Origin of the sequence: Winogradskyella echinorum, assembly GCF_014297365.1 — a bacterium.
Lineage (GTDB): Bacteria > Bacteroidota > Bacteroidia > Flavobacteriales > Flavobacteriaceae > Winogradskyella > Winogradskyella echinorum.
This window is the reverse complement of sequence record NZ_JACOQD010000001.1, coordinates 34,751-56,177: the sequence shown is the minus strand read 5'-3', so window position 1 is coordinate 56,177 and position 21,427 is coordinate 34,751. Positions and strand designations below refer to the sequence as shown.

At 32.5% G+C, this 21,427-nt stretch carries 18 protein-coding genes; 17 read left to right on the top strand and 1 reads right to left on the bottom strand.

Annotation, left to right across the window (positions count from 1 at the left end):
- Nucleotides 1–142: 142 nt before the first annotated feature.
- The 8 genes from H8K90_RS00215 to H8K90_RS00180 all read left to right on the top strand — a co-directional run bounded on the left by H8K90_RS00215 (nucleotide 143) and on the right by H8K90_RS00180 (nucleotide 11,828).
- Nucleotides 143–3,247: a SusC/RagA family TonB-linked outer membrane protein gene (locus H8K90_RS00215; RefSeq protein ID WP_186843936.1), complete on the top strand. Its 3,105-nt coding sequence runs from the start codon at nucleotides 143–145 to the stop codon at nucleotides 3,245–3,247.
- 18 nt (nucleotides 3,248–3,265) lie between these two features.
- Complete coding sequence (locus H8K90_RS00210) at nucleotides 3,266–4,723, top strand: RagB/SusD family nutrient uptake outer membrane protein (protein WP_186843935.1); 1,458 nt, start codon at nucleotides 3,266–3,268, stop codon at nucleotides 4,721–4,723.
- 15 nt (nucleotides 4,724–4,738) lie between these two features.
- Entirely contained in the window at nucleotides 4,739–6,691 is a 1,953-nt protein-coding gene (locus H8K90_RS17035) for a PKD domain-containing protein (RefSeq protein ID WP_186843934.1), read from the top strand.
- Between the two features lie 129 nt (nucleotides 6,692–6,820).
- Nucleotides 6,821–7,744: a polysaccharide lyase family 7 protein gene (locus tag H8K90_RS00200; RefSeq protein WP_186843933.1), complete on the top strand. Its 924-nt coding sequence runs from the start codon at nucleotides 6,821–6,823 to the stop codon at nucleotides 7,742–7,744.
- A 159-nt stretch (nucleotides 7,745–7,903) separates the two neighbouring features.
- The gene (locus tag H8K90_RS00195; protein ID WP_186843932.1) at nucleotides 7,904–8,605 is read left to right on the top strand and encodes a FadR/GntR family transcriptional regulator; all 702 of its coding nucleotides are present in this window, start codon (nucleotides 7,904–7,906) and stop codon (nucleotides 8,603–8,605) included.
- A gap of 10 nt (nucleotides 8,606–8,615) precedes the next feature.
- Nucleotides 8,616–9,932 (top strand): MFS transporter, encoded by a 1,317-nt coding sequence (locus H8K90_RS00190; protein WP_186843931.1) that lies wholly within the window; start codon nucleotides 8,616–8,618, stop codon nucleotides 9,930–9,932.
- 46 nt (nucleotides 9,933–9,978) lie between these two features.
- Nucleotides 9,979–10,743 (top strand): SDR family NAD(P)-dependent oxidoreductase, encoded by a 765-nt coding sequence (locus H8K90_RS00185; RefSeq protein ID WP_186843930.1) that lies wholly within the window; start codon nucleotides 9,979–9,981, stop codon nucleotides 10,741–10,743.
- Between the two features lie 80 nt (nucleotides 10,744–10,823).
- A complete protein-coding gene (locus H8K90_RS00180; RefSeq protein ID WP_186843929.1) occupies nucleotides 10,824–11,828 on the top strand; it encodes a sugar kinase in 1,005 nt (334 codons plus the stop codon).
- A gap of 1 nt (nucleotide 11,829) precedes the next feature.
- Here H8K90_RS00180 and H8K90_RS00175 read toward each other — a convergent pair whose 3' ends face one another.
- On the bottom strand, nucleotides 11,830–12,852 hold the full coding sequence (locus tag H8K90_RS00175) for a LacI family DNA-binding transcriptional regulator (RefSeq protein WP_186843928.1): 1,023 nt from the start codon (nucleotides 12,850–12,852) through the stop codon (nucleotides 11,830–11,832).
- Nucleotides 12,853–13,002: 150 nt separating this feature from the next.
- On the opposite strand from H8K90_RS00175, the gene H8K90_RS00170 reads away from it, so the two are divergent.
- The 9 genes from H8K90_RS00170 to H8K90_RS00130 all read left to right on the top strand — a co-directional run bounded on the left by H8K90_RS00170 (nucleotide 13,003) and on the right by H8K90_RS00130 (nucleotide 21,414).
- Nucleotides 13,003–14,049: a sugar kinase gene (locus tag H8K90_RS00170; RefSeq protein WP_186843927.1), complete on the top strand. Its 1,047-nt coding sequence runs from the start codon at nucleotides 13,003–13,005 to the stop codon at nucleotides 14,047–14,049.
- Nucleotides 14,050–14,052: 3 nt separating this feature from the next.
- Nucleotides 14,053–14,721 carry a bifunctional 4-hydroxy-2-oxoglutarate aldolase/2-dehydro-3-deoxy-phosphogluconate aldolase gene (locus H8K90_RS00165; protein ID WP_186843926.1) on the top strand — a complete coding sequence of 223 codons (669 nt, stop codon included), beginning with the start codon at nucleotides 14,053–14,055 and terminating at the stop codon, nucleotides 14,719–14,721.
- Nucleotides 14,722–14,724: 3 nt separating this feature from the next.
- Entirely contained in the window at nucleotides 14,725–15,243 is a 519-nt protein-coding gene (locus tag H8K90_RS00160; RefSeq protein ID WP_186843925.1) for a LacI family DNA-binding transcriptional regulator, read from the top strand.
- An 87-nt stretch (nucleotides 15,244–15,330) separates the two neighbouring features.
- Complete coding sequence (locus H8K90_RS00155) at nucleotides 15,331–16,167, top strand: DMT family transporter (protein ID WP_343043645.1); 837 nt, start codon at nucleotides 15,331–15,333, stop codon at nucleotides 16,165–16,167.
- A gap of 117 nt (nucleotides 16,168–16,284) precedes the next feature.
- Nucleotides 16,285–17,556, top strand: a complete 1,272-nt coding sequence (locus tag H8K90_RS00150) for a DUF2851 family protein (RefSeq protein WP_186843923.1) — start codon at nucleotides 16,285–16,287, stop codon at nucleotides 17,554–17,556.
- Nucleotides 17,557–17,568: 12 nt separating this feature from the next.
- Nucleotides 17,569–17,796 carry a PspC domain-containing protein gene (locus H8K90_RS00145; protein ID WP_186843922.1) on the top strand — a complete coding sequence of 76 codons (228 nt, stop codon included), beginning with the start codon at nucleotides 17,569–17,571 and terminating at the stop codon, nucleotides 17,794–17,796.
- Complete coding sequence (locus tag H8K90_RS00140; protein WP_186843921.1) at nucleotides 17,793–18,821, top strand: potassium channel family protein; 1,029 nt, start codon at nucleotides 17,793–17,795, stop codon at nucleotides 18,819–18,821. Before H8K90_RS00145 ends, H8K90_RS00140 begins: the two co-directional genes overlap by 4 nt.
- Nucleotides 18,822–18,917: 96 nt before the next feature.
- Nucleotides 18,918–20,513 (top strand): alanine/glycine:cation symporter family protein, encoded by a 1,596-nt coding sequence (locus tag H8K90_RS00135; RefSeq protein WP_186843920.1) that lies wholly within the window; start codon nucleotides 18,918–18,920, stop codon nucleotides 20,511–20,513.
- A 25-nt stretch (nucleotides 20,514–20,538) separates the two neighbouring features.
- Complete coding sequence (locus tag H8K90_RS00130; protein ID WP_186843919.1) at nucleotides 20,539–21,414, top strand: ComEA family DNA-binding protein; 876 nt, start codon at nucleotides 20,539–20,541, stop codon at nucleotides 21,412–21,414.
- Nucleotides 21,415–21,427 lie beyond the last annotated feature (13 nt).

The window sequence follows — 21,427 nt, the reverse complement described above, 5'->3', positions numbered from 1 at the left end:
GAGTAATGATTATTGTAGAAATAAATTTGGTTTAACAAAAAAATAACATATATTTGGTAAACCAATCTGGTTAACCAATATAAAGTTGATTAACCAAGAGTTATCAAAGCTCTTTAAATGTAATTAACTAATCTAATCTAATATGAATTTAAAAATTAAACTGACATTAATTCTTGCATTATTATTTAGTGTAACAATTTTTGCTCAAGAAAGTTTTACCATTACTGGTACTGTCACCTCGACAGATAAGATGCCTATACCTGGTGCTAATATCATTGTGGTAAATACTACAAGAGGAACTTCAACAGATTTTGATGGTAAATATCAATTGGTAGTCTCTAAGGGCGATGTTCTTCAATTTTCTTATGTAGGCTATGTATCAAAGACTGTAATCATAGATAATCAAAAAACATTAGAGGTTGTTCTTGCTGAAGATACAAATACTCTAAGCGAAGTAGTTGTTATTGGTTATGGTTCTCAAAAAAAGAGCCACTTAACAGGTGCGATTTCTAAAGTTGTCAATGAAGATTTAGATCAAATAGCAGTGTCTCGTGTAGATGATGCTTTAATTGGTCAAGTTTCTGGGGTCAATATTCAGGCTACAAATGCTGAGGCTGGTGGTGCTCCTACTATAAATATTAGAGGTGTAGGATCTGTTACTGCTGATTCTGGTCCTGCTTTGGTAATTGATGGAGTAGTTGTAAGTTCTGAATTTCTTGGAAATTTAGACATGAATGATATTGAATCTTTTGAGGTTTTAAAAGATGCAGCTTCGGCGGCTATTTATGGTAGCGAAGGAGCAAATGGTGTTATTATAATAACAACAAAGAGTGGTAAAGAAGGTAAAACAAAATTTAGTTTTCAAACTTATACTGGTTTTAAAGAGGCTCATGGAAGTGATGACTACAGAAAAAGTGTTTCGGATTGGGCTAAGGCTGAACAAGCAGCAACTGGTACACTTTCTGGGGAAACTTTATATGCACAATTATTAGTTGCTACTACGGGAGTAGATAGGGATTGGCAGGATGTTTTCTTTAATGGAGGTGTTATTACTAGTCATTCTTTTTCAGCACGTGGTGGTAGCAAAAACACTAAGTTTAGTACATCTTTAAGGTATTTAGATGATGAAGGAGTTGTAATAACTGATAATTATAGATTATACACTGGTTCGGTAAAGATAGATACTAAGTTTGGTGATAGGCTTAAATTTGGAATTAGAGCAACACCGTCTTACTCTAAGCAAAGACGTTTGCCAACATCTATTCATAACCCTACAAGACAGTCACCTTGGTTGCCAATATATCACACAGAGGAGACTTTACAATTTATTGATCGTGATAGTTATCCAGATGTTGGTGTTGGAGATTATTTTTGGGAAGACCATTTAGATAATTTAGATTTAGATGATGATGGAAGTACAGAAAGGCCGCGTACTTCAGGTGATTCTAATCCGTATCAACAATATGTTGAAAGAGAACATTACGAGTTTAATACAAAATTATTGGGCTCTACATATTTGAGTTATAAGATTTCCGACGGTTTAACAGCTAAGACGTCTTTAGGTATTACTGTAGATCAAAGAACAAGAGAAAGATGGGATGGTACCAATTATCATGCTTCAGGAGCAAGTAGATCATTATATAATTTGCAAAATAGATTTAGAACTAGAATTATTTCTGATAATACTTTGAATTTTGTTAAAGTATTTGGGGATAATCATGAGATTAATTTACTTGCTGGGCTTACCATACAAGAAAGAAAAAGCAAAAATAGTGATGTAACAGGAAATGGTTATACCAATGATTTTCTTCCAAATCTGCAAGGTGCAACTTCCGTTTCAGAATTTGAAGAGATAAAAACAACTAGAAGAAAAATAGGATATTTTGCAAGGGTAAATTATGCATATGCAGATAAATATTTAATTAATGCGTCCATTCGACGAGATGGTAGTTCCGTATTTGGCTTAGATACAAAATGGGGTACTTTTCCGGCTGTATCTGTAGGTTGGAATGCGCATAATGAAGATTTTTTGGCTGATAGTGATTTAATTAGTAGATTAAAATTTCGAATGAGTTATGGACTCACAGGTTCGGAGAATTTTAATGTTGGTAACGATATAGTAAATACTTGGCCTTATTTAGCGCTTTTAGAAAGTACTAATGCTATTATTAATGGAAATGTTGCTACAGGTTTTTCTGCATTAAATATTGCAAACGGTAGTTTAGGTTGGGAAGCTTCAGAAGAGTTTAATCCTGCAGTTGACTTCGGGTTTTTTAATAATAAAATTTCAGGTTCAGTAGATTATTATAGAAGAACTAGTGATGAGTTACTATTATTAAATCCAGTTTCATATGTCACAGGTTTTAATTCTGGAATTATAAACTTAGGTAAAGTGCAAAACAGAGGCTGGGAAATTGAACTGAGAACTAGAAATATTTCTAATGAGAAATTTTCATGGACTTCTACTCTTATTGGATCCGCAAATCAAAATGAGTTGCTGGCTTTCGGTGAATCTAATAATGCCTTATTGGAAGATACATACGGTAGAAATTCGCAATGGATTAATAGAGTAGGAGAACCTATATCATCTTTCTGGGGCTATGTCGTGGATGAAGAGGCTTATGATGACACAACCTTTAGAACTACCTATGTTGATAATCCATGGAATAGAATTAATGGACAAGCTGAAGATACCATTGTAAAAGATCTTAATGGTGATGGTATAATTACAGATGAGGATAAAACTATTTTAGGTGATCCTTATCCAGATTTAGTTTGGAGTTTTACAAACGATTTTAAAATTGGCGACTTTGATTTTTCATTTATGTTACAAGGTAGTTTAGGTGCTCAAGTTAATAATATAGGTGATCAATATTTTTATAATTGGTTTGGAAATTCAACTAGAAGTGGAGGTGCAGCACAAGCGGTAGCAGATGGTTTAGTACCACATGAATCTTTTATACAAGAAAAAGTATTAACTAGTGAGGTTATAGCTAGTGCAGATTATTTCTCTTTAAGAAATGTGAGTATGGGTTACAATTTTAATGATGATTTTACTTCAAAAATTGGCTTATCGTCATTAAGAGTATATGCAACAGCGCAAAATTTATTATATATTACTGCAGATGATTATCATGGCTTTAATCCAGAACATGTAGATGGATCCAATCCTAGAGCTTATGGTTCGCAGAGAGCAGGTACTCCGATATTTAGTACAGTAACTTTAGGTTTAAATGTTGAATTTTAATTTTAAAAAAAACGAATTATGAAAAATATAAAATATTTAGTTGTTATCATTTTTGGTTTTATACTTTATGCCTGTGATACTGAAGATTTTTTGAATCCTGATCCAGAATCAGCAATTACTCAAGATACATTTTTTCAAACAGATGATGATGTTTTAGCAGCTATTGTAGGTGTTTATGATGCGTTTCAAGGTGTTAATGAAAATACAGATACAAATATTGGTAGGGTTAATAGAGGAGTGCAATTTGAACACCTTTTAACCGAGCATAGGTCAGATAATACTAGAAATGCAACCTTAGAAGGTTCTAAGTCAGATTTTCATAGATATACTGTAGTAGCAAATAATGTAGAGTCTGAGGATTATTATGCTTCAATGTATCAAGCAATTTTTAGAGCAAATACAGTATTAAATTTTATTGGAGTAGCAGACGAACAAAATCAAGCAAGTTATCAAGCAGAAGCTAAATTTTTAAGAGCTTATGCCTATTTTAAGCTTGTAAGAATGTATGGGGACATACCATTGGTTACTACACCAGTTGAAGCTGAAAATTTAGATGCTCTTTTTACAAGAGTTCCTGTAGCTGAAGTTTATGCCCAGATTGTAGAAGATTTACTAGAGGCTGTTAACAATTTAGATAATACTTATAAGTCTAGAGCGTCTAGAGCAGCAGCACAGGGTATATTGGCAAAAGTATATATGTCACAACCAAATCCTAATTATACAGGAGCTCGACTATTATGTGAAACAATAATCTCTGGAATGGATTATAGTTTGCAGAGTAATTATAATGATGTATTTTATAATGAGTTAAATAGTGAAATTATTTTTGCAATACAATACCAGACAGGTAATGCTCTAGAAAGTCAGAGTTTTTCTTCTGAGTTCACGTCAACTTTCCGTCAAGGTAGAGAGGATGGTCAAAATATTGTTAACGCTAATCTATTTGCAGATTTTACAACATATGGAGGAAATAGAACAGAATTTTCAATTACAAATTTAGGTTTTCTTGGACAAGATGAGAATGAAGTAATAAAGTATTTGCCAGATGGTTCAGATATTACTACATCACCACCAACGTATGGTACAAGTACTCGTGATGCAGGTAATGATTATATTGCTTTACGCTATGCTGACGTACTTTTATTACATGTAGAAGCTGTTATTGGTGATGGTACAGTTACTAGTGATCCAGATGCATTGAATTCTTTTCAAGAGGTGAGAAATAGAGCAGGTTTAACTGATTTAGTTACTAGCGTTTCAAAATCCGATTTATTAAAAGAAAGACGAGTAGAGTTGGCTTTTGAAAATCAACGTTGGTTTGATCTACTTAGATTTGGTGTTGCAGATACAGTATTAGCCTCGCATGCAGCTGATAGAGGATATGTTTTTAATCCAGGTAGAGATTTATTGTTACCAATCCCAGCAAGCGAAATAAACTTAAGTGGTGGTCGTTTAACACAAAATCCAAATTATTAAATAAAAAATGTAATTATGAAAAATAGTAAAATAAACATTTTTAGGCAGACATCATTATTACTAACTAGTATAGTTATTGCTGTATTCTTAGTTGGATGTGTTGGTGACGAACTTTTTAGAGATGAATTGCCAGATTCAAATAGTAAAGAAGATTTAAAAGGTCCAGAAGCTAATTTTTCTTATGCTTCTACTCTTGAAGATTTTAGAACAATTAATTTTAGTAATCTTTCAAACGAGTCAACGACATACTTATGGGATTTTGGAGGCGGAAATACATCGACTGAGCAGAATCCTACATTTACTTTTGAAGATGGAGAAGGAACCTATCCAGTAACATTAACGGCTAGTGATGCCTTAAATGCAATTGGTACAATAACTATTGATGTAATTGTAGTTGAAGGTCCATTTCAACCAATTATTTTAGAGCCAGGTTTTGAAGATGATACTTTACCAGGTGGTGGTGGAGATGGTAGAGATTCTTGGAGAAATAATGATTTAGGAGGAGTTATTCAAATTACGGGTAGCCCTGTAACTTTTGGAGATCAAGGAGCTAAATTGCCAACACCAGCAGGAGACCGAATCGGATATCAAGAAATCACAGTTGAGCCGGATACTAATTATGATCTTAGGTTTTACTATACAATGTTAAACAATGCAACAGATCCTTGGTTAACCGTTGCTGTTCTAGGTGTTACAGAACATGGATCACCGACTAATACACAAGAAGTTCTTGATGCCACTATCGCTTCTAAAACTGTAAACGATACTGAAGATCCTTCAGTTTATATCCAAGAAACTTTAGCTTTTAATTCAGGAGTTAATAATACTGTTGCTATTTATTTTACCAACGGACCTGTAGAATGTAGATTAGACGATTTTACTATAGATGTTGGTGCTGATGGAGCTGTACCACCTTCTGCAGGATTTAGTTCTGAACAAAGTGAAATTAATTATTTAGAGTATACATTCTCTAATACATCCACTGGTGCAACAAGTTACTTATGGGATTTTGGTGATGGCAATACATCAACTGAAGAATCCCCAACACATGTTTATGATGTTCATAATACATACACGGTTACACTTACAGCCACAAATGATGCTAATTTGTCAACAACTCTAACTCAAACTATAGACATTCAAGCACCTGTAACTGCTGATTTTACATATGAAGTAGATCCAAATAATTACAGAACATATTCTTTTATGGATGCTTCTGAAGATGCTGTAATGTTACTTTGGGAATTTGGTGATGGTTTCCAATTTACAGGAATGAATCCATCACATACATATGCAGAAGATGGTATTTATACTGTAACGTTAACTGCTACAAGCGTTACTGGTAGTATGAGTGTAGCTAGTGCAGAACTGGTTGTTTCACAAGGCTTTGTAGTACAAGTTCTAAATGGTACTTTCGACCTTTATGGAACTACAGTAGGATGTGATGGAGAAAGTACTGGAGATAACGCAGATGCTTGGGATATGACACCTAATTCTACGATAAAAGATTGTGATGGTAATAATATTCCTAGTCCATATGATCCTCTTTGGGATAATGGTGCTTTGGATTCTTGGCTAGATAGCTTTTATGGAGATGACAGTGAGCAAGCTGGTTCTACAAGTGAAGGAAATAACGGTACAAGAGGAGCTAAATTAGATGAAGCAGGTCGTCGTCTGTATCAGGTAGTTACAGTACAGCAAGGTGAGTCTTATACCTTTTCTATTGATGTAAAAGGGGATAGTGATGGATTAACACCAGAAGTATTTCTATTAAATACTGAGATTCAAGATGAAATAGGAATTAATGCTTCTACTTCCGATGCTGCAGTGGATGCATATTCTCAAATTGCTGCAACTACTAGTTATGAGACATATTCTTTCGATTTTACGGCATCTTCAGGTCAGATAGTAATCTATGTAAGAAATGTAGTCGGTTCAGTTAGAATCGACAATATAACTATACAATAATAAATGAAGAGTTTGATCACCTAGACTAGACTTAAGTCATTATTCTAGCTAGGTGGTTAATTAATAAATTAATAATTGGAAATAAGTGGTATAATTTTTAATACCTGTGCTATTAATTTTTTGTATTGAATGAAAAACTTGAGAAAAAAAATATTAATTACTTTATTCGCAGTAGCAATATCTGCTAGCGTAACTTCACAAGAAAAGAAAAGTGAAACTACTGGATCGGATACAAAAATTGAAAAAACAAAGAAAAAAAAGAAGAAAAAAAAGAAAAAAGTAAAGCTCCCAAAAATTGATTTAAGTCATTGGAAAGTAACATTACCTATTACAAATGACAAGGGCAAGCCTTATGAGATAGAGCCACCAGAAATTTCAGAATTTGCTTCTAACGAAATTGCAAAACCTTATATGTATATTGATTCTACTCGAGGAGCCATTGTTTTTCATGCTATGCCTACAGAATCTAAAACGAGAAACACTAAATATACTAGGTCAGAGCTTAGAGAACAAATGGTACCTGGTGATAATAATGCAAATTGGACATTTAAAGATGGTGCCTACATGAAAGGTAAGATTGCAATCGATGAGGTTACAAGAGATAAAGATGGTAAATACCATAGAGTTATTATAATGCAAATTCATGGTAGATTAACTAATGAACAAAGAGATTTAATAGGCGAAGATGATAATAATGCTCCACCAATGTTGAAAATTTATTGGGATAAGGGTAAAATAAGAGTAAAAACTAAGGTTTTAAAAAATCTGAGTGCTTCAGATACAGAGATATTACATGAAGATGCTTGGGACAATGATGAGGGATTTAATTTTGAACAAAAAGTTGGGTTTAGAAAATTTACTCTTGAAGTGAAGGTTTCAGATGGTAAAATGGTAATTATACTTAATGAAAATGAATATAAAGTATATGAAAATATCCACATAAAAAAATGGGGAATATTTGAAAATTATTTTAAAGCAGGCAATTATTTTCAAACAAGAGATGAAGGTGCATATGCTAAAGTTAGGTTCTATGAATTAGAAGTGAGTCATTAAAAATATTTTGAGTTAGTTGCTTATTGAATTCTGCTATTTTAATTGATTTAGGTAGGATTCTTTAAGCACTAATAAAAGTAAATATTTTATTACAATTAGTGTTTAAATTCCATAAATTTAGCATATAATTCAAGTTTGTTAACGTAGAAAATTTAAGGTATGAAACTAGAAATATTAGCAAAAACGGATAGCCAAAACTTACAAAAGACAATTATAGGTAAAATAGGTGACCTTATTAATTATAAGAACCTTGAACCAGGTGATAAATTACCTTCTGAAAGAATGTTGTCTGAAAAGTTTGAGGTGAGTAGAAGTAATGTTAGAGAAGCAATTCAAAAGCTAGAATTTTACGGACTATTAGAATCTAAACCTCAAAGTGGAACCTTTATTGCTAATATTGGAGTGGTTGCAATGAATGGTATGATTGAAGATATTTTAAGGTTAGAAGATCCAGATTTTAAATCTTTAGTTGAGACCAGAATTTTATTAGAACTTAAAACCGTTCGCTTAGCATCTATTAGAAGATCAGAAGATGACTTAAAGAAAATCAAAGAAGCTCTAGAAGCATATACAAAAAAGGTGTTAGAAGGTGAAGATGCAGTTCAAGAGGATCTATTATTTCATCTTGCCATTGCAAGAGCTAGTGGTAATAGTACTATGAATACGTTTATGTTAATTATTACTCCAGAGATTATTACCAATTTCGAAAAATATCATGTTTGTGATACTGGGCTTTCAAAAAGAGGAATAAAAGAGCATGAAGAAATTTTTGATGCCATAAAAAAGCAAAACCCTCAATTAGCAAAAGCAAAAATGAAAGAGCACTTTAGTGTACTATATCAATATTGCTATAATGTTTAAAACTAAATAAATGAAAGAAGTAGGAAAAAAAATGAAAGGCCTAAGATGGTGGGTTGTAGGCCTTGTGGCATTAGCAGCTATTATAAATTATATTGATAGACAAGCATTTGGTGCATTATGGCCAGATATTGCTAATGATTTATTTCCTGATATGGATAAAGATGGACATAAGGCCATTTATGGTACTATATCTACTGTATTCATATTGTCTTATGCTGGAGGTCAAGCACTCTTTGGTAAAATTTTCGATTGGATAGGAACCAGACTCGGTTTTGCACTATCCATAGGTGTATGGTCTATAGCAACAATGTTGCATGCCTTTGCACAAGGACTGTTAAGTTTTTCAATTTTTAGATCAATATTAGGTATTGCTGAAGCTGGTAACTGGCCAGGAGCAGCAAAGGCTAATGCAGAATGGTTTCCAACGACGGAGAGAGCACTTGCACAGGGTATTTTTAATTCTGGTGCTGCAATTGGCGGTATAGTTGCATATCCAGTAATTGGTTTGTTATCGTATTACTTTGATTGGAAAGCAATTTTTATTGTAGTAGCTGTACTTGGTTTTTTATGGTTAATACCATGGTTCTATGTCGTAAAGAGCCCACCAAAAACTCACCCATGGTTAACCGATGATGAAAGAAAATATATTCTCTCTGGGCAAAGAAATCAAGATATTAATGAAGATGGAACTTATGATGAAGGCTATACACCAACGACTGGTGAATTATTTAAACATAAAGAGAGTTGGGGAGTTGTAATTGCATCTGCAGCAATAGATCCAATTTGGTGGTTGTTCATTGTTTGGATTCCTTTATACTTATCAGAAGTTTTTGGGATGGATGTTAAACAAATAGCATTCTCGGCTTGGGTACCATACGTTGGTGCAATGATTGGTGCCATATTTGGTGGTTTACTTGCTAAAAATAGAATAAAAGCAGGCTGGTCTGTGGATAAAACACGAAAGATGACAATCACTTTAGGAGTGGCATTAATGATTCCTTGTTTTTTCCTTTTAAAAGCACCAGGAACTGCTATTAATGCTGTAATTATCATGGCAGTATTACTTTTTGGATTTCAAGTGGCAATTGGGAACATACAAACCTTGCCAAGTGATCTGTTCAGCGGAAAAATTGTTGGAACATTATCTGGCTTTGCGGGTATGGCAGCAAAACTTGGAGCTGCAGGATTAACTGCCTTAGTTACATTAATTACAACTGGAGGAAACTATACACCAGCTTTTATAATAGGTGGAGTATTAGCAATAGTTGCACTTTTAGCAGTTTGGTTTTTATGCCCTAAAATAGAACCGTTAAAACCTAAAATTTAAATTTATTACTAAAACATAAAACAAGAATAATTTAAGAATTAATAATATGAGTAAAAACACTGGAAAAGTTGCTATTGTCACAGGAGCAACAGGAGGAATAGGATTTGAAGTAGCAAAAAGATTAGGCAAAGATGGTTATACAGTAGTATTAAATGGTATTGAAGACAGTGCTGGTGCTAAACGAGTTGAAGAACTTAAAGCAGAAGGTATTAATGCCGAATATTATGGGTTTGACGTTACAAAAGAATCAGAAGTTACTTCAAACATTACAAAAATCGGTGAAAAATACGGTAGAATAGATGTACTAGTAAATAACGCTGGTGGATTAGGTGGAAGATCTCGTTTTGAAGAGATGACAACAGATTTTTATAGATTTGTTATGGCATTGAATTTAGATTCAGTCTTTTTTGCATCAAGAGCAGCAATACCATTTCTAAAAAAAGGGGAACATCCTTCAATCATTAACTATACATCTAATGCAGGTTGGACTGCTGGTGGACCAGGTGCAGGAATCTATGGTACATCTAAAGCAGGTGTGCACGCTATAACTAGAGCTTTGGCAAAAGATTTAGCTGAATATGGAATTAGAGTAAATGCAGTATCTCCTGGTACTATCGATACACCTTTCCATGCACAGATTAAAGCAACTAAGCCAGAAGTATTTGCTTCATGGGCTAATAATATTATGTTAGGAAGATTAGGCCAGCCAGAAGATGTTGCAGGAGTTATTTCTTTCTTAGCAAGTAAAGATGCAGCATTTATTACAGCAGAAACTATTCAAATTGGTGGTGGACAAGCATTAGGTATATAATTAGAAAATTTTACTAAATGAAATATGCCTTTCTACTTTGAAAGGCATTTTTTTGTAAATTAATTGAAAATAAACTAACCATGAATCAAACAGTAACATTTGGCGAAGTCTTAATGCGACTTTCCCCTGAAGGAAATAAAAAGTTTATGCAATCTAACCGTTTAGAATTTTATTTTGGAGGTACAGAAGTTAATGTTGCTATTTCAATTGCAAATTTTGGTGGAAAAGTAAGACATGTTTCATCTATTTCAGATGATTTTATTGGTGATACTGCAAAATCATATTTAAGAAAATTTGGGGTAAGTACATCTGCTATTGTCAGATCTAAGCGTCCGTTGGGTGTTTATTTTTTAGAAGTAGGTGCAGTGATGCGTCCAAGTTCTATTTCTTATAATAGGTCGCATTCTGCCTTCTCAGAGATTACGCCAGATATGGTAGATTGGGAAAAATCACTCAGAAAATGTACTTGGTTTCATTGGACAGGTATAACACCAGCACTAAGTGAAGGAGGTTATCTTACATTAAAAAAAGGATTAAAATTAGCAAAAGAAAAGGGTATAGAAGTCTCTGTAGATCCTACGTACAGAAGTGGATTATGGAAATATGGTGCTAACCCACAAGAAACACTTTCGGATTTAATGGACTATTGTACCATTTTTATTGGTGGTATCAATGAAATGAATGAAGTTTTAGGAACTAATTATAAGTATTCTAATGAAGATTTTATTGAAGCCAGTAAAGCCTTAATCAAAAAATTCCCATCCATAAAGAAAACATTTGATAAAATTAGAACTCCAATAAATGCCTCTTGGCATAAAATACGGTCTAGAATGTGGAATGGAAGCGAGTTTAGAGAAACTACAGACTTAGATATAACTCATATAGTAGATAGAATAGGCACTGGTGATGCTTTTGCTGGTGGCTTAATATATGGATTACAACATTTTGATGACTATAAAGCTATGGAGTTTGCTGCAGCTGCGAGTGCCTTAAAACATACTTACGAAGGAGATGTTAATTTTTCTAATGTAGATGAGGTAATGAATATTTTAGGAGGCAACACATCCGGAAGATTCAATCGATAAGCTATCTGTTTGAAGAGCTTCTTATTATCAACTCAGATTTTAAAATATTTTTTTCCAATTTTGGAGTCCAATTGTCTGTATTAATTCTTTTAATAAATGTTTCTGCTGCAATTTTACCAATTTCATTACTGTGTTGATTTACAGTAGAAATTGAAGGGCTAACTAAAGAGGTAAAAGGTTCATTACCAAAACCTACTAAACAAATATCTTCAGGTACTCTTATCTTCTGTTCATTTAAAACTTGAAGTGCTCCCAATGCAGCATAATCACCAGCAACATAAACTGCGTCTGGTGGGTTCTTTAGTTTAAGTAATTCCTTCATCTTTGCCCTTCCATCTTCAAGTGTTAAACTACTTTCCAACAATAAATGATCCTCATGTGGTAAATTATATTTATGAATTGCATCTACATAGCCTCTAATTCGGTTATTAAAAATTCTTGTACGTCTAAAGCCACCAATATGAGCAATACGTTTACAACCTTTAGATATTAAATGCTTTATAATCATATGGCTACTTTCGTAATCGTCAATACCAACATAATCTACATTTAAGTCATTTTCACCTCTATCAAATAAGATTAACGGAATACCTTTAGATTTAACTTTTTCATAATAAGATAAATCTACAGTCTCATTAGCCATTGAAGCTATAATACCATCAACTTGTGTAAATAATAATGTATCAATATTACTACACTCTTTTTGGAAAGACTCATTAGATTGTGTAATTATAATATTATAGCCTTCTTTATTAAGTACTTCTTCCATATTTTCTATTACGGAAGAGAAGAAGTTACTATTCGTTCTTGGAACAATAACACCAACCAAATTACTTTTTCCTTTTCGTAAAGCACTCGCTATATGATTAGGTTGGTAATTCAATTCTTTTGCAACACGATTAACAGCTTTCTTTGTTTTATCACTTATCCGAGAGTCATCGTGCATTGCTTTAGATACTGCAGCAGGAGAAATGTTTAACACTTTTGCTATGTCTTTGAGTGTTGTTCTTTTTTTATTGGCCAAGTTTTTATATATTTGCTTAATCGATTAAGCAAATATACTGTTTTACTAAGAACCTTCAAAGTTTTAAACATTTTGATTTATTTTTTAACTAATTTGCTTAATCGATTAACCAAACAACAATTATATAACTAATTAAACTAATATTAAAGAATGAAAAAAGTAGTCACTTTTGGCGAAATAATGCTAAGATTAGCGCCACAACAATTTTTAAGATTTTCACAGGCATCAAGTTTTGATGTGGTTTATGGTGGTGGAGAATCTAACGTTGCAGTATCATTAGCTAATTATGGAGTTCCTGTAGATTTTGTAACTCGTTTACCAAAAAATGACATTGGCGAGTGTGCAATGATGGAAATGCGAAAAAGAGGAGTTGGTGTAGATAAAATTATATACGGTGGTGATCGTTTAGGAATTTATTTTTTAGAAACTGGAGCCGTAAGTAGAGGTAGTAAAGTGGTTTATGATAGAGCACATTCTGCAATTTCCGAAATTGAGCCAGGTATGGTCGATTGGAAAGCTGTTTTTAAAGATGTAGCTTGGTTCCACTGGACAGGTATAACACCTGCAATTTCTCAAGGTGCTGCAGATGCGTGTTTAGAGGCTGTTAAAGTTGCCAGTGAAATGGGAGTTACTATTTCTACAGATTTAAATTATAGAGCAAAATTATGGACTTATTGTGATGATGCGCACAGAGAAAAAATAATGACTGAACTTACTTCGTATTGTGATGTTGTTTTAGGAAACGAAGAAGATGCTGAAAAGCACTTTGGGATTCATCCAGAAGGTTTAGATGTTCATAAACATGGACACGATGTAAAGGCTGAAGCTTTCTTATCAGTTTGTAAACAAATGATGGAAAAATTCCCAAGAGCTAAAAAAGTAATTACTACTTTAAGAGGTTCAATTTCTGCATCGCATAATACTTGGGCAGGTGTTTTATATGATGGTAAGAAAATGTACGAAACACGTCAGTATCAAATTACTGATATTGTCGATAGAGTAGGTGGAGGTGATTCATTTATGGGTGGATTAATCTACGGATTATTAAAGTATCCAGAAGATGATCAAAATGCATTAGATTTTGCTGTTGCAGCTTCATGTTTAAAACACACAATTAAAGGAGATGCTAACTTAGTAACAGTTTCTGAAGTGGAAAAATTAATGGGAGGTGATGCCTCTGGACGTGTAGCAAGATAAATTATGGCAAATTATACAAGAATTGAAGTTGCAAATGTTATGAAACAAACCGGAATGGTTCCTCTGTTTTATAACTCAGATATAGAAATTAGTAAAAAAGTAATAAAAGCAACCTACGATGGTGGAGCACGTTTATTAGAATTTACTGCTAGAGGTGATTTTGCTCACGAAGTTTTCGGTGAATTAAATAAGTGGGTACTTAAAGAATTACCAGGAATGATTATGGGAGTTGGTTCTGTAACAGATGCTGCTTCTGCTTCTCGTTTTATGGCTTTAGGTGCTAATTTTATTGTAACACCTGTTTTAAGAGAAGATATTGCAATAGTTTGTAATAGACGTAAAGTAGCTTGGTCACCAGGATGTGGATCGTTAACTGAAATTTGTAGAGCTGAAGAATTGGGTTGTGAAGTTGTAAAGCTTTTTCCAGGTGGTATTTATGGACCAGATTTTGTTAAGGCTATAAAAGGGCCTCAGCCATGGACAAGTGTTATGCCAACTGGTGGTGTTTCTCCTACCAGAGAAAATTTAGAAGGTTGGTTTAAAGCCGGAGTAACATGTGTTGGTATGGGTTCTAAGCTCATAGCCAAAGGTGCTGATGGTACTTATGATTTGGCTAAGATTGAATCTGACACTAGGAATGCATTGTCAATTATTAAAGATTTAAAATCATAGAATTTGAAATCATCGGCTGTTACAATAAAAGAAATTTCTTCTCTGTCTGGATTTTCTATATCGACGGTCTCTAAGGCTTTAAATGATAAATTAGAGATTAGTAAAACCACACGAGAAGTAATTAAAACAATAGCAAAACAGCATAATTATGTACCAAATAATTATGCTGTATCGCTTAGAACGCAAAAAACAGGTTCCATTGCCGTAATATTACCAGAGGTAACTAAGACTTGTTATAGCCAATCATTAGGTCATCTTCAAAAAACAGCTGAGAGTTTTGGATATAGAATACTATTTTATCAATCCCATAATTCTTACACTAAGGAATTAAACTATATAAAAAGTCTTAGTGATGGTTCTATTGACGGAATTATTATTATTATTTCAGAAAAAAGTAAACAAATAGATCAATATGGTAGTCATGCAATACCAATTGAATTTCTAAAAATTAACCTAGATCAATCTATTGAGGAGATAAAGCATCGCTCTCATAAAAGTTTGATAGAATTACTTAAAAGTTAAATTTGTTTTTTGGTCAGTGTCCTTCATTATATTTGAATTACATTGTTTTAACTTTCAAAATTTAATAATAGTTTATAAAGCAACACTCTGAAAAAAGTAATACTATACATGGTAATTAGTGCTTTGGCATTTACATTTTTAAATGTATTTGTGAAGTCATTAAAAGATTTTAGTGTTTACCAGATTGTCTTTTTTAGAGCCGTTGGATCTTTGTTTTTTACAATTCCTTTTTTATTAAAAAACAAAATTTCATTGTTGGGTAATAAAAAGAAATTATTAGTAATACGAAGTGTATTCGGTCTTATCTCAATGACCTTATTCTTTTTATCCTTAAAGTATATAGCTGCCGGAACAGCAGTTTCAATAAGATATATTGCTCCAATTTTTGCAGCATTCTTTGCTTTAATTATTTTAAAAGAAAAGGTAAAGCCTATTCAATGGTTGTTTTTTGCAGTGGCTTTTTCGGGTGTTTTAATATTAAAAGGTTTTCAAAAAGACGTACAATTAGAAGGTGTTTTATTCGCTTTAGTGTCCGCCATATTTGCCGGATTGGTATATATTACAATTAGAAAAATTGGTAATGCAGACCATCCTGTAGTAGTGGTTAATTACTTTATGATTATTTCTGCAGTAGTTGGTGGATTATTATCTATTAACGGTTGGATAAATCCTATCGGTATAGAATGGCTAATCTTACTTAGTTTGGGTAGTTTCGGTTATTTTGCCCAATTGTATATGACCAAAGCTATGCAAGTTGGTGAGACTAACCAAGTAGCTCCTTTAAAATATATGGAGGTTCTTTTTACCATATTAATTGGGGCAATTTGGTTAAATGAAACTTATACTATAATTAGTTTATTAGGAATATTATTAATTTTAATAGGACTAATATTAAATTTTGTTGTAAAACGCGAAATAAAATAAAAGTAATTTACAACAAGAAAATAATTCTACTTTATTTTTCAAAATAGTGATTACCGATTATGTTTTCATTTTATTTAGAAATTTTTTACTTAAGTTTAGTATATCTATTTTAAGACCATGCAAGAAGATTTTCTTCATTACATCTGGAAACACAAAGCATTTGGTTCCTCTCGGATTAAAACAACAAAAAATGAACCTATAAGCATTAAACAACTTGGGCAACATAATCGCAATTCAGGTCCAGACTTTTTTAATGCGCAATTAACTATTGGAGAGCAACTATGGGCAGGTAATGTTGAGATTCATATAAAATCATCTGATTGGTATGTTCATAATCACGAAGTTGATGCCGCTTATGATAATGTCATTTTACATGTGGTTTGGGAGCATGATACTGAAATTTTTAGGAAGGATAATTCAGAAATTCCTACTTTAGAAATTAAGAATTATGTTGATAAAAGTTTAATCCATACCTATCAGAAATTAATGAGTTCTAGGTCTTGGATTAATTGTGAAAACGATTTTCATCAAGTTGATGATTTTTTGTTAAACTATTGGTTAGAAGTCTTGTATATTGAAAGATTAGAACGGAAATCTAAAGGTATTCACCATCTTTTAAAAACATCAAATAATGATTGGGAGTCAGTGCTTTTTAAGATGCTAACTAAAAATTTTGGTCTTAAAGTAAATGGAGATTCCTTTCTAAGTTTAGCTAATTCGTTTAATTTTTCAATAGTTAGAAAGCTTCAAAATGACGTTTTAGATTTGGAAGCTTTATTCTTTGGACAAGCCAATTTACTCAGTGATGATGTACAAGAGACTTATTATTTAAATCTTAAAAAACGATATCAGTTTTTAAGGCATAAATTTAATATTGATAGTCAGGGTGTGTTACCTCTTCAATTCTTTAGATTAAGACCTCCAAATTTTCCAACAATTCGCTTATCGCAACTAGCAACCTTATACAATAGAAATACAAATATTTTTTCAGAAGTTATAGCTGTAAATTCTAGAGAGGAAACTTATAAAATATTCAATATAGAAACTTCAGATTTTTGGAAATCTCACTACACATTTTCTAAAAAATCTAAGGTGTCTAAAAAAGCACTAACCGCTTCGTTTATAGACTTGCTAATTATTAATACTATTATACCTTTAAAATTTACTTATTCAAAATCTCAAGGTAAATCAATAGATGATGCTTTATTTAATCTTATTAGAGAATTAAAAGTTGAAAATAACAGTATCGTTACCAAGTTTTTAGATTTAAAATTAATAGAAAAAAATGCTTTAACGTCACAGGGATTAATTCAATTAAAGCAAGAATATTGCGATAAAAATAAATGCTTGCAATGCGCTATTGGTAATAGTTTAATAATTAAAAATTAACTAAATTGCAGTATGAGTTTATTCTATACTTTGCTGCATTATTTTCAAAAACGAGGATATTATGTTTGCCAGCGAATAGCAGACCGTTTAGGCATTAGAGCCAAAATTGTAAGAACATCATTTATGTACTTAACTTTTGTAACTGTTGGCTTTGGTTTTGCGTTATATTTGTTTTTAGCGTTTTGGATGCGAATTAAAGATATTGTTTACACAAAACGCTCATCGGTTTTTGATTTATGAATGTAGATAATCCATTAATTAGACTTTTTAGATCTAAAATTTATACAGCAATAACGTTATTTTTTTTGTTATTGTGTATAGGTGTACTTGGATTTAGAATTATTGCTGATTACGAATGGATTGATGCTTTATACATGACGGTTATAACAATGACCACGGTTGGTTTTGCAGAAGTAAATCCACTAGATGTAAATGCTAAAATATTCACTATCTTTTTGATTTTAGCAAGTGTAGTAATTGTAGGTTACGCAATTTCTATAATTACTGAATATATACTCAGTAGAAATAATTTTGATGATATAAAACAGAGGAAAATGCAAAAGAAAATTGATGCCATGACTAACCATATAATTATTTGTGGTTATGGACGTAATGGAAAGCAAGCGGCTAAAAAATTATTAGCATACAAAAAGTCTTTTGTTGTTATAGAGCGTGATAAAGAAGTAATAGAAAAGTTTCAAGAAGACGATATTCCTTTCATTTTTGGAAATGCTAATGAAGACGACATTCTTTTAGACGCAGGTATAAAACGTGCAAGTACTTTAATAAGTGCATTACCAAGTGATGCTGATAATTTATTTGTTGTACTGTCTGCTAGGCAAATGAAAAAAGACTTAGTTATCATTAGTAGAGCATCACAAGAAACATCCTATAATAAGCTAAAACTGGCTGGTGCCAATAATGTTATCTTACCAGATAGAATTGGAGGTGACCACATGGCTTCATTAGTCGTTATTCCGGATTTAATAGAATTTATTGATAATTTGGGTATTGTAGGAGAACGTAATATTAATATTGAAGAAGTTAAAGTAGAACTACTTTATGACGCTTCTGAAGAAAAAACAATTAGAGATCTAGATTTACGCAAAAAGACGGGTTGTACAGTGATTGGATTTAAAGGCAGTAAAGGGGAATATATAGTTAATCCAGAGGCTGATACAAAGTTGATTCCTGGTTCAAAAATAATTGTTTTAGGGAGGCCAGAACAAATACATAAGCTAAACTCAGAATATAATATAGCTTAAGTTACTCAGCCATTTTAACGCTATAGGCTTTAAAAACTCAAAAATTTTTAGCATCTTGTCACCATTAAAACTAAAAACTAACTAATAACTACTCTCATGAAGAAATATCTTCTATCTATTTTTGCTTTAGTATTACCATTATTAAACTTTGCTCAAGAGACCCAAGAAATGGGTATTGACCAAAAAATCGACCAAGCATTCGGTAATGCTACAGGATGGTTTGTAGAAGCCGTATTTTATCAAATTCCTTTCACAGATACTGTTAGTGTTTATTGGGTATTATTTCCTTTGATTTTAGGAGCACTATATTTTACATTTTATTTCAATTTTATAAATTTTAGAGGATTTTTAACTTCTATAAATATTGTAAGAGGAAAATATGATGAAATAGATCATCATGAATCTTTGGTTGCTGCAGGTGATGCTACTCCAGGTGGTGATATTAGAGAAACAATAGCCGTTGAAGATCATGACGGTGAGGTGTCTCATTTTCAAGCATTAACAGCTGCATTATCCGCAACCGTTGGACTTGGTAATATTGCAGGCGTTGCCATAGCAGTTTCAATTGGTGGTGCGGGTGCTACGTTTTGGATGATTATCGCTGGTTTCTTAGGGATGGCATCAAAATTCGTCGAATGTACACTTGGTGTTAAATATAGAGATATTGGTGAAGATGGAACTGTTTATGGTGGTCCTATGTATTACTTAACTAAAGGACTAAAGTCTAAAGGTATGGGTGGATTAGGTAGAGTACTAGCTGTTTTATTCGCCATTTTCGTTATTGGAGGATCTTTCGGTGGTGGAAATATGTTCCAAGTTAATCAAGCTTTTCAATTAGTTGAAAATATTTCAGGTGGAGAACAATCTATACTAAATGGTTATGGTTGGGCATTTGGATTGGTAATGGCAATACTAGTTGGTATCGTAATTATTGGCGGTATCAAGAAAATTGCGAAAGTTACTGATAAGATTGTCCCTTTTATGGTTGCTATATATGTAGCAGCGTCATTGTTCGTTATTTTTGCCAAATTTGATATGGTAGGTAGTGCATTTGCAGCAATATGGAATGGAGCTTTTAGTCCAGAAGGAATTGCAGGTGGAGCAGTTGGTGTTTTAATTCAAGGATTTAGACGTGCGGCTTTCTCAAATGAAGCAGGTATTGGTTCGGCTTCTATTGCGCATTCAGCTGTTAAAACTAAATATGCAGCAAGTGAAGGTATGGTAGCATTGTTAGAACCTTTTATAGATACAGTTGTCGTTTGTACAATGACAGCTTTAGTATTAATTATTACTGGTTTTGTAGATCCTTTAAACCCACCAGCAAATGATGCGCAAGCTATATTATTAACTTCTAGTGCATTTGAATCTTCTATATCATGGTTTCCATATGTATTGACAGTTGCAGTGGTATTATTTGCCTTTAGTTCAATGATTTCTTGGTCTTACTATGGTTTTCAAGGGTGGTCTTATTTATTTGGAAGATCTAAAAAAACCGAATATACCTACAAAGTGATTTTCTGTATTTTCGTTATTATTGGTGCGGCAGCTAGTTTAGATTCAGTTATTGGTTTTTCTGATGCCATGGTATTTGCAATGATGGTACCAAATATGGTAGGTTTAATACTCTTAGCACCAAAAGTAAAAGAAGAACTAAAAAGATATATGAAAGCAATTAAGGTCTCAAAAGCCTAAATTTCATTCATAAGTTTAATAGTATATGAAATCCCATTTCCAGTTTTCTAATCAACAACGGAATGGGATTTTTTTATTGATTTCAATTATTCTTGTGGCTCAAATAATTTACGCATTTGTAGATTTTTCAGAAGATGAACCGCAATCAAATCAAAATGAACTTGATGCTTTTAGAAAAGAGTTAGATTCCTTGCGTTTAGTTGAATTAGAAAAAAATAAGCCAAAATTATATCCATTCAATCCTAATTATATTACAGATTATAAAGGTTATACTCTAGGGTTATCGAATGAAGAAATTGACAGACTTCATAAATTTAGAGAAAGTAATCAATGGGTAAATTCAGCTAAAGAATTTCAACAGGTTACTAAAGTTTCAGATTCTTTATTGGATAAAATTTCACCATATTTTAAATTTCCAGAATGGGTTACTAATCCTAAATCCAAAACAAATTCCTATAATAATGCTTATTCAAGTAATAATACTCCAAAAACCTATGCTCAAAAAGTTGATTTAAATAAAGCGACGTCAAGTCAATTACAAAAAGTAAATGGAGTTGGTGAAAAACTCTCCGAGCGTATCGTTAAATATAGAGATAAATATAAGGGAGGTTTTATTTCAGATGTGCAATTAGCTGAAGTTTGGGGTTTAACTCCAGAAGTGATTAATCGTATTAAGAATGATTTTACAGTAAAAACTCCAAGACCAATTCAAAAGTTTAATCTCAATACAGCAACAAGAGATGAACTAGTTACCATTCAATATATAGACTACGAAGTGGCTAACAATATTATTGAAGAAAGAACCCTAAGAGATGGTTTTAAATCGCTAGAAGAATTAACAAAAGTTGAAGATTTTCCTGTAAAGAAGATAGAGATAATTAAGTTATATTTGCACTTATAACAAATTGTAATAC

Excerpts from the sequence above, each read along its gene's own strand:
- H8K90_RS00200 (WP_186843933.1), top strand. The coding sequence starts at position 6,821 with ATGAAAAACTTGAGAAAAAAAATATTAATTACTTTATTCGCAGTAGCA.
- H8K90_RS00150 (WP_186843923.1), top strand. The coding sequence starts at position 16,285 with ATGCAAGAAGATTTTCTTCATTACATCTGGAAACACAAAGCATTTGGT.
- H8K90_RS00145 (WP_186843922.1), top strand. The coding sequence starts at position 17,569 with ATGAGTTTATTCTATACTTTGCTGCATTATTTTCAAAAACGAGGATAT.
- H8K90_RS00130 (WP_186843919.1), top strand. The coding sequence starts at position 20,539 with ATGAAATCCCATTTCCAGTTTTCTAATCAACAACGGAATGGGATTTTT.
- H8K90_RS00210 (WP_186843935.1), top strand. The coding sequence starts at position 3,266 with ATGAAAAATATAAAATATTTAGTTGTTATCATTTTTGGTTTTATACTT.
- H8K90_RS00135 (WP_186843920.1), top strand. The coding sequence starts at position 18,918 with ATGAAGAAATATCTTCTATCTATTTTTGCTTTAGTATTACCATTATTA.
- H8K90_RS00195 (WP_186843932.1), top strand. The coding sequence starts at position 7,904 with ATGAAACTAGAAATATTAGCAAAAACGGATAGCCAAAACTTACAAAAG.
- H8K90_RS00170 (WP_186843927.1), top strand. The coding sequence starts at position 13,003 with ATGAAAAAAGTAGTCACTTTTGGCGAAATAATGCTAAGATTAGCGCCA.
- H8K90_RS00190 (WP_186843931.1), top strand. The coding sequence starts at position 8,616 with ATGAAAGAAGTAGGAAAAAAAATGAAAGGCCTAAGATGGTGGGTTGTA.
- H8K90_RS00180 (WP_186843929.1), top strand. The coding sequence starts at position 10,824 with ATGAATCAAACAGTAACATTTGGCGAAGTCTTAATGCGACTTTCCCCT.
- H8K90_RS00165 (WP_186843926.1), top strand. The coding sequence starts at position 14,053 with ATGGCAAATTATACAAGAATTGAAGTTGCAAATGTTATGAAACAAACC.
- H8K90_RS00185 (WP_186843930.1), top strand. The coding sequence starts at position 9,979 with ATGAGTAAAAACACTGGAAAAGTTGCTATTGTCACAGGAGCAACAGGA.
- H8K90_RS00215 (WP_186843936.1), top strand. The coding sequence starts at position 143 with ATGAATTTAAAAATTAAACTGACATTAATTCTTGCATTATTATTTAGT.
- H8K90_RS17035 (WP_186843934.1), top strand. The coding sequence starts at position 4,739 with ATGAAAAATAGTAAAATAAACATTTTTAGGCAGACATCATTATTACTA.
- H8K90_RS00140 (WP_186843921.1), top strand. The coding sequence starts at position 17,793 with ATGAATGTAGATAATCCATTAATTAGACTTTTTAGATCTAAAATTTAT.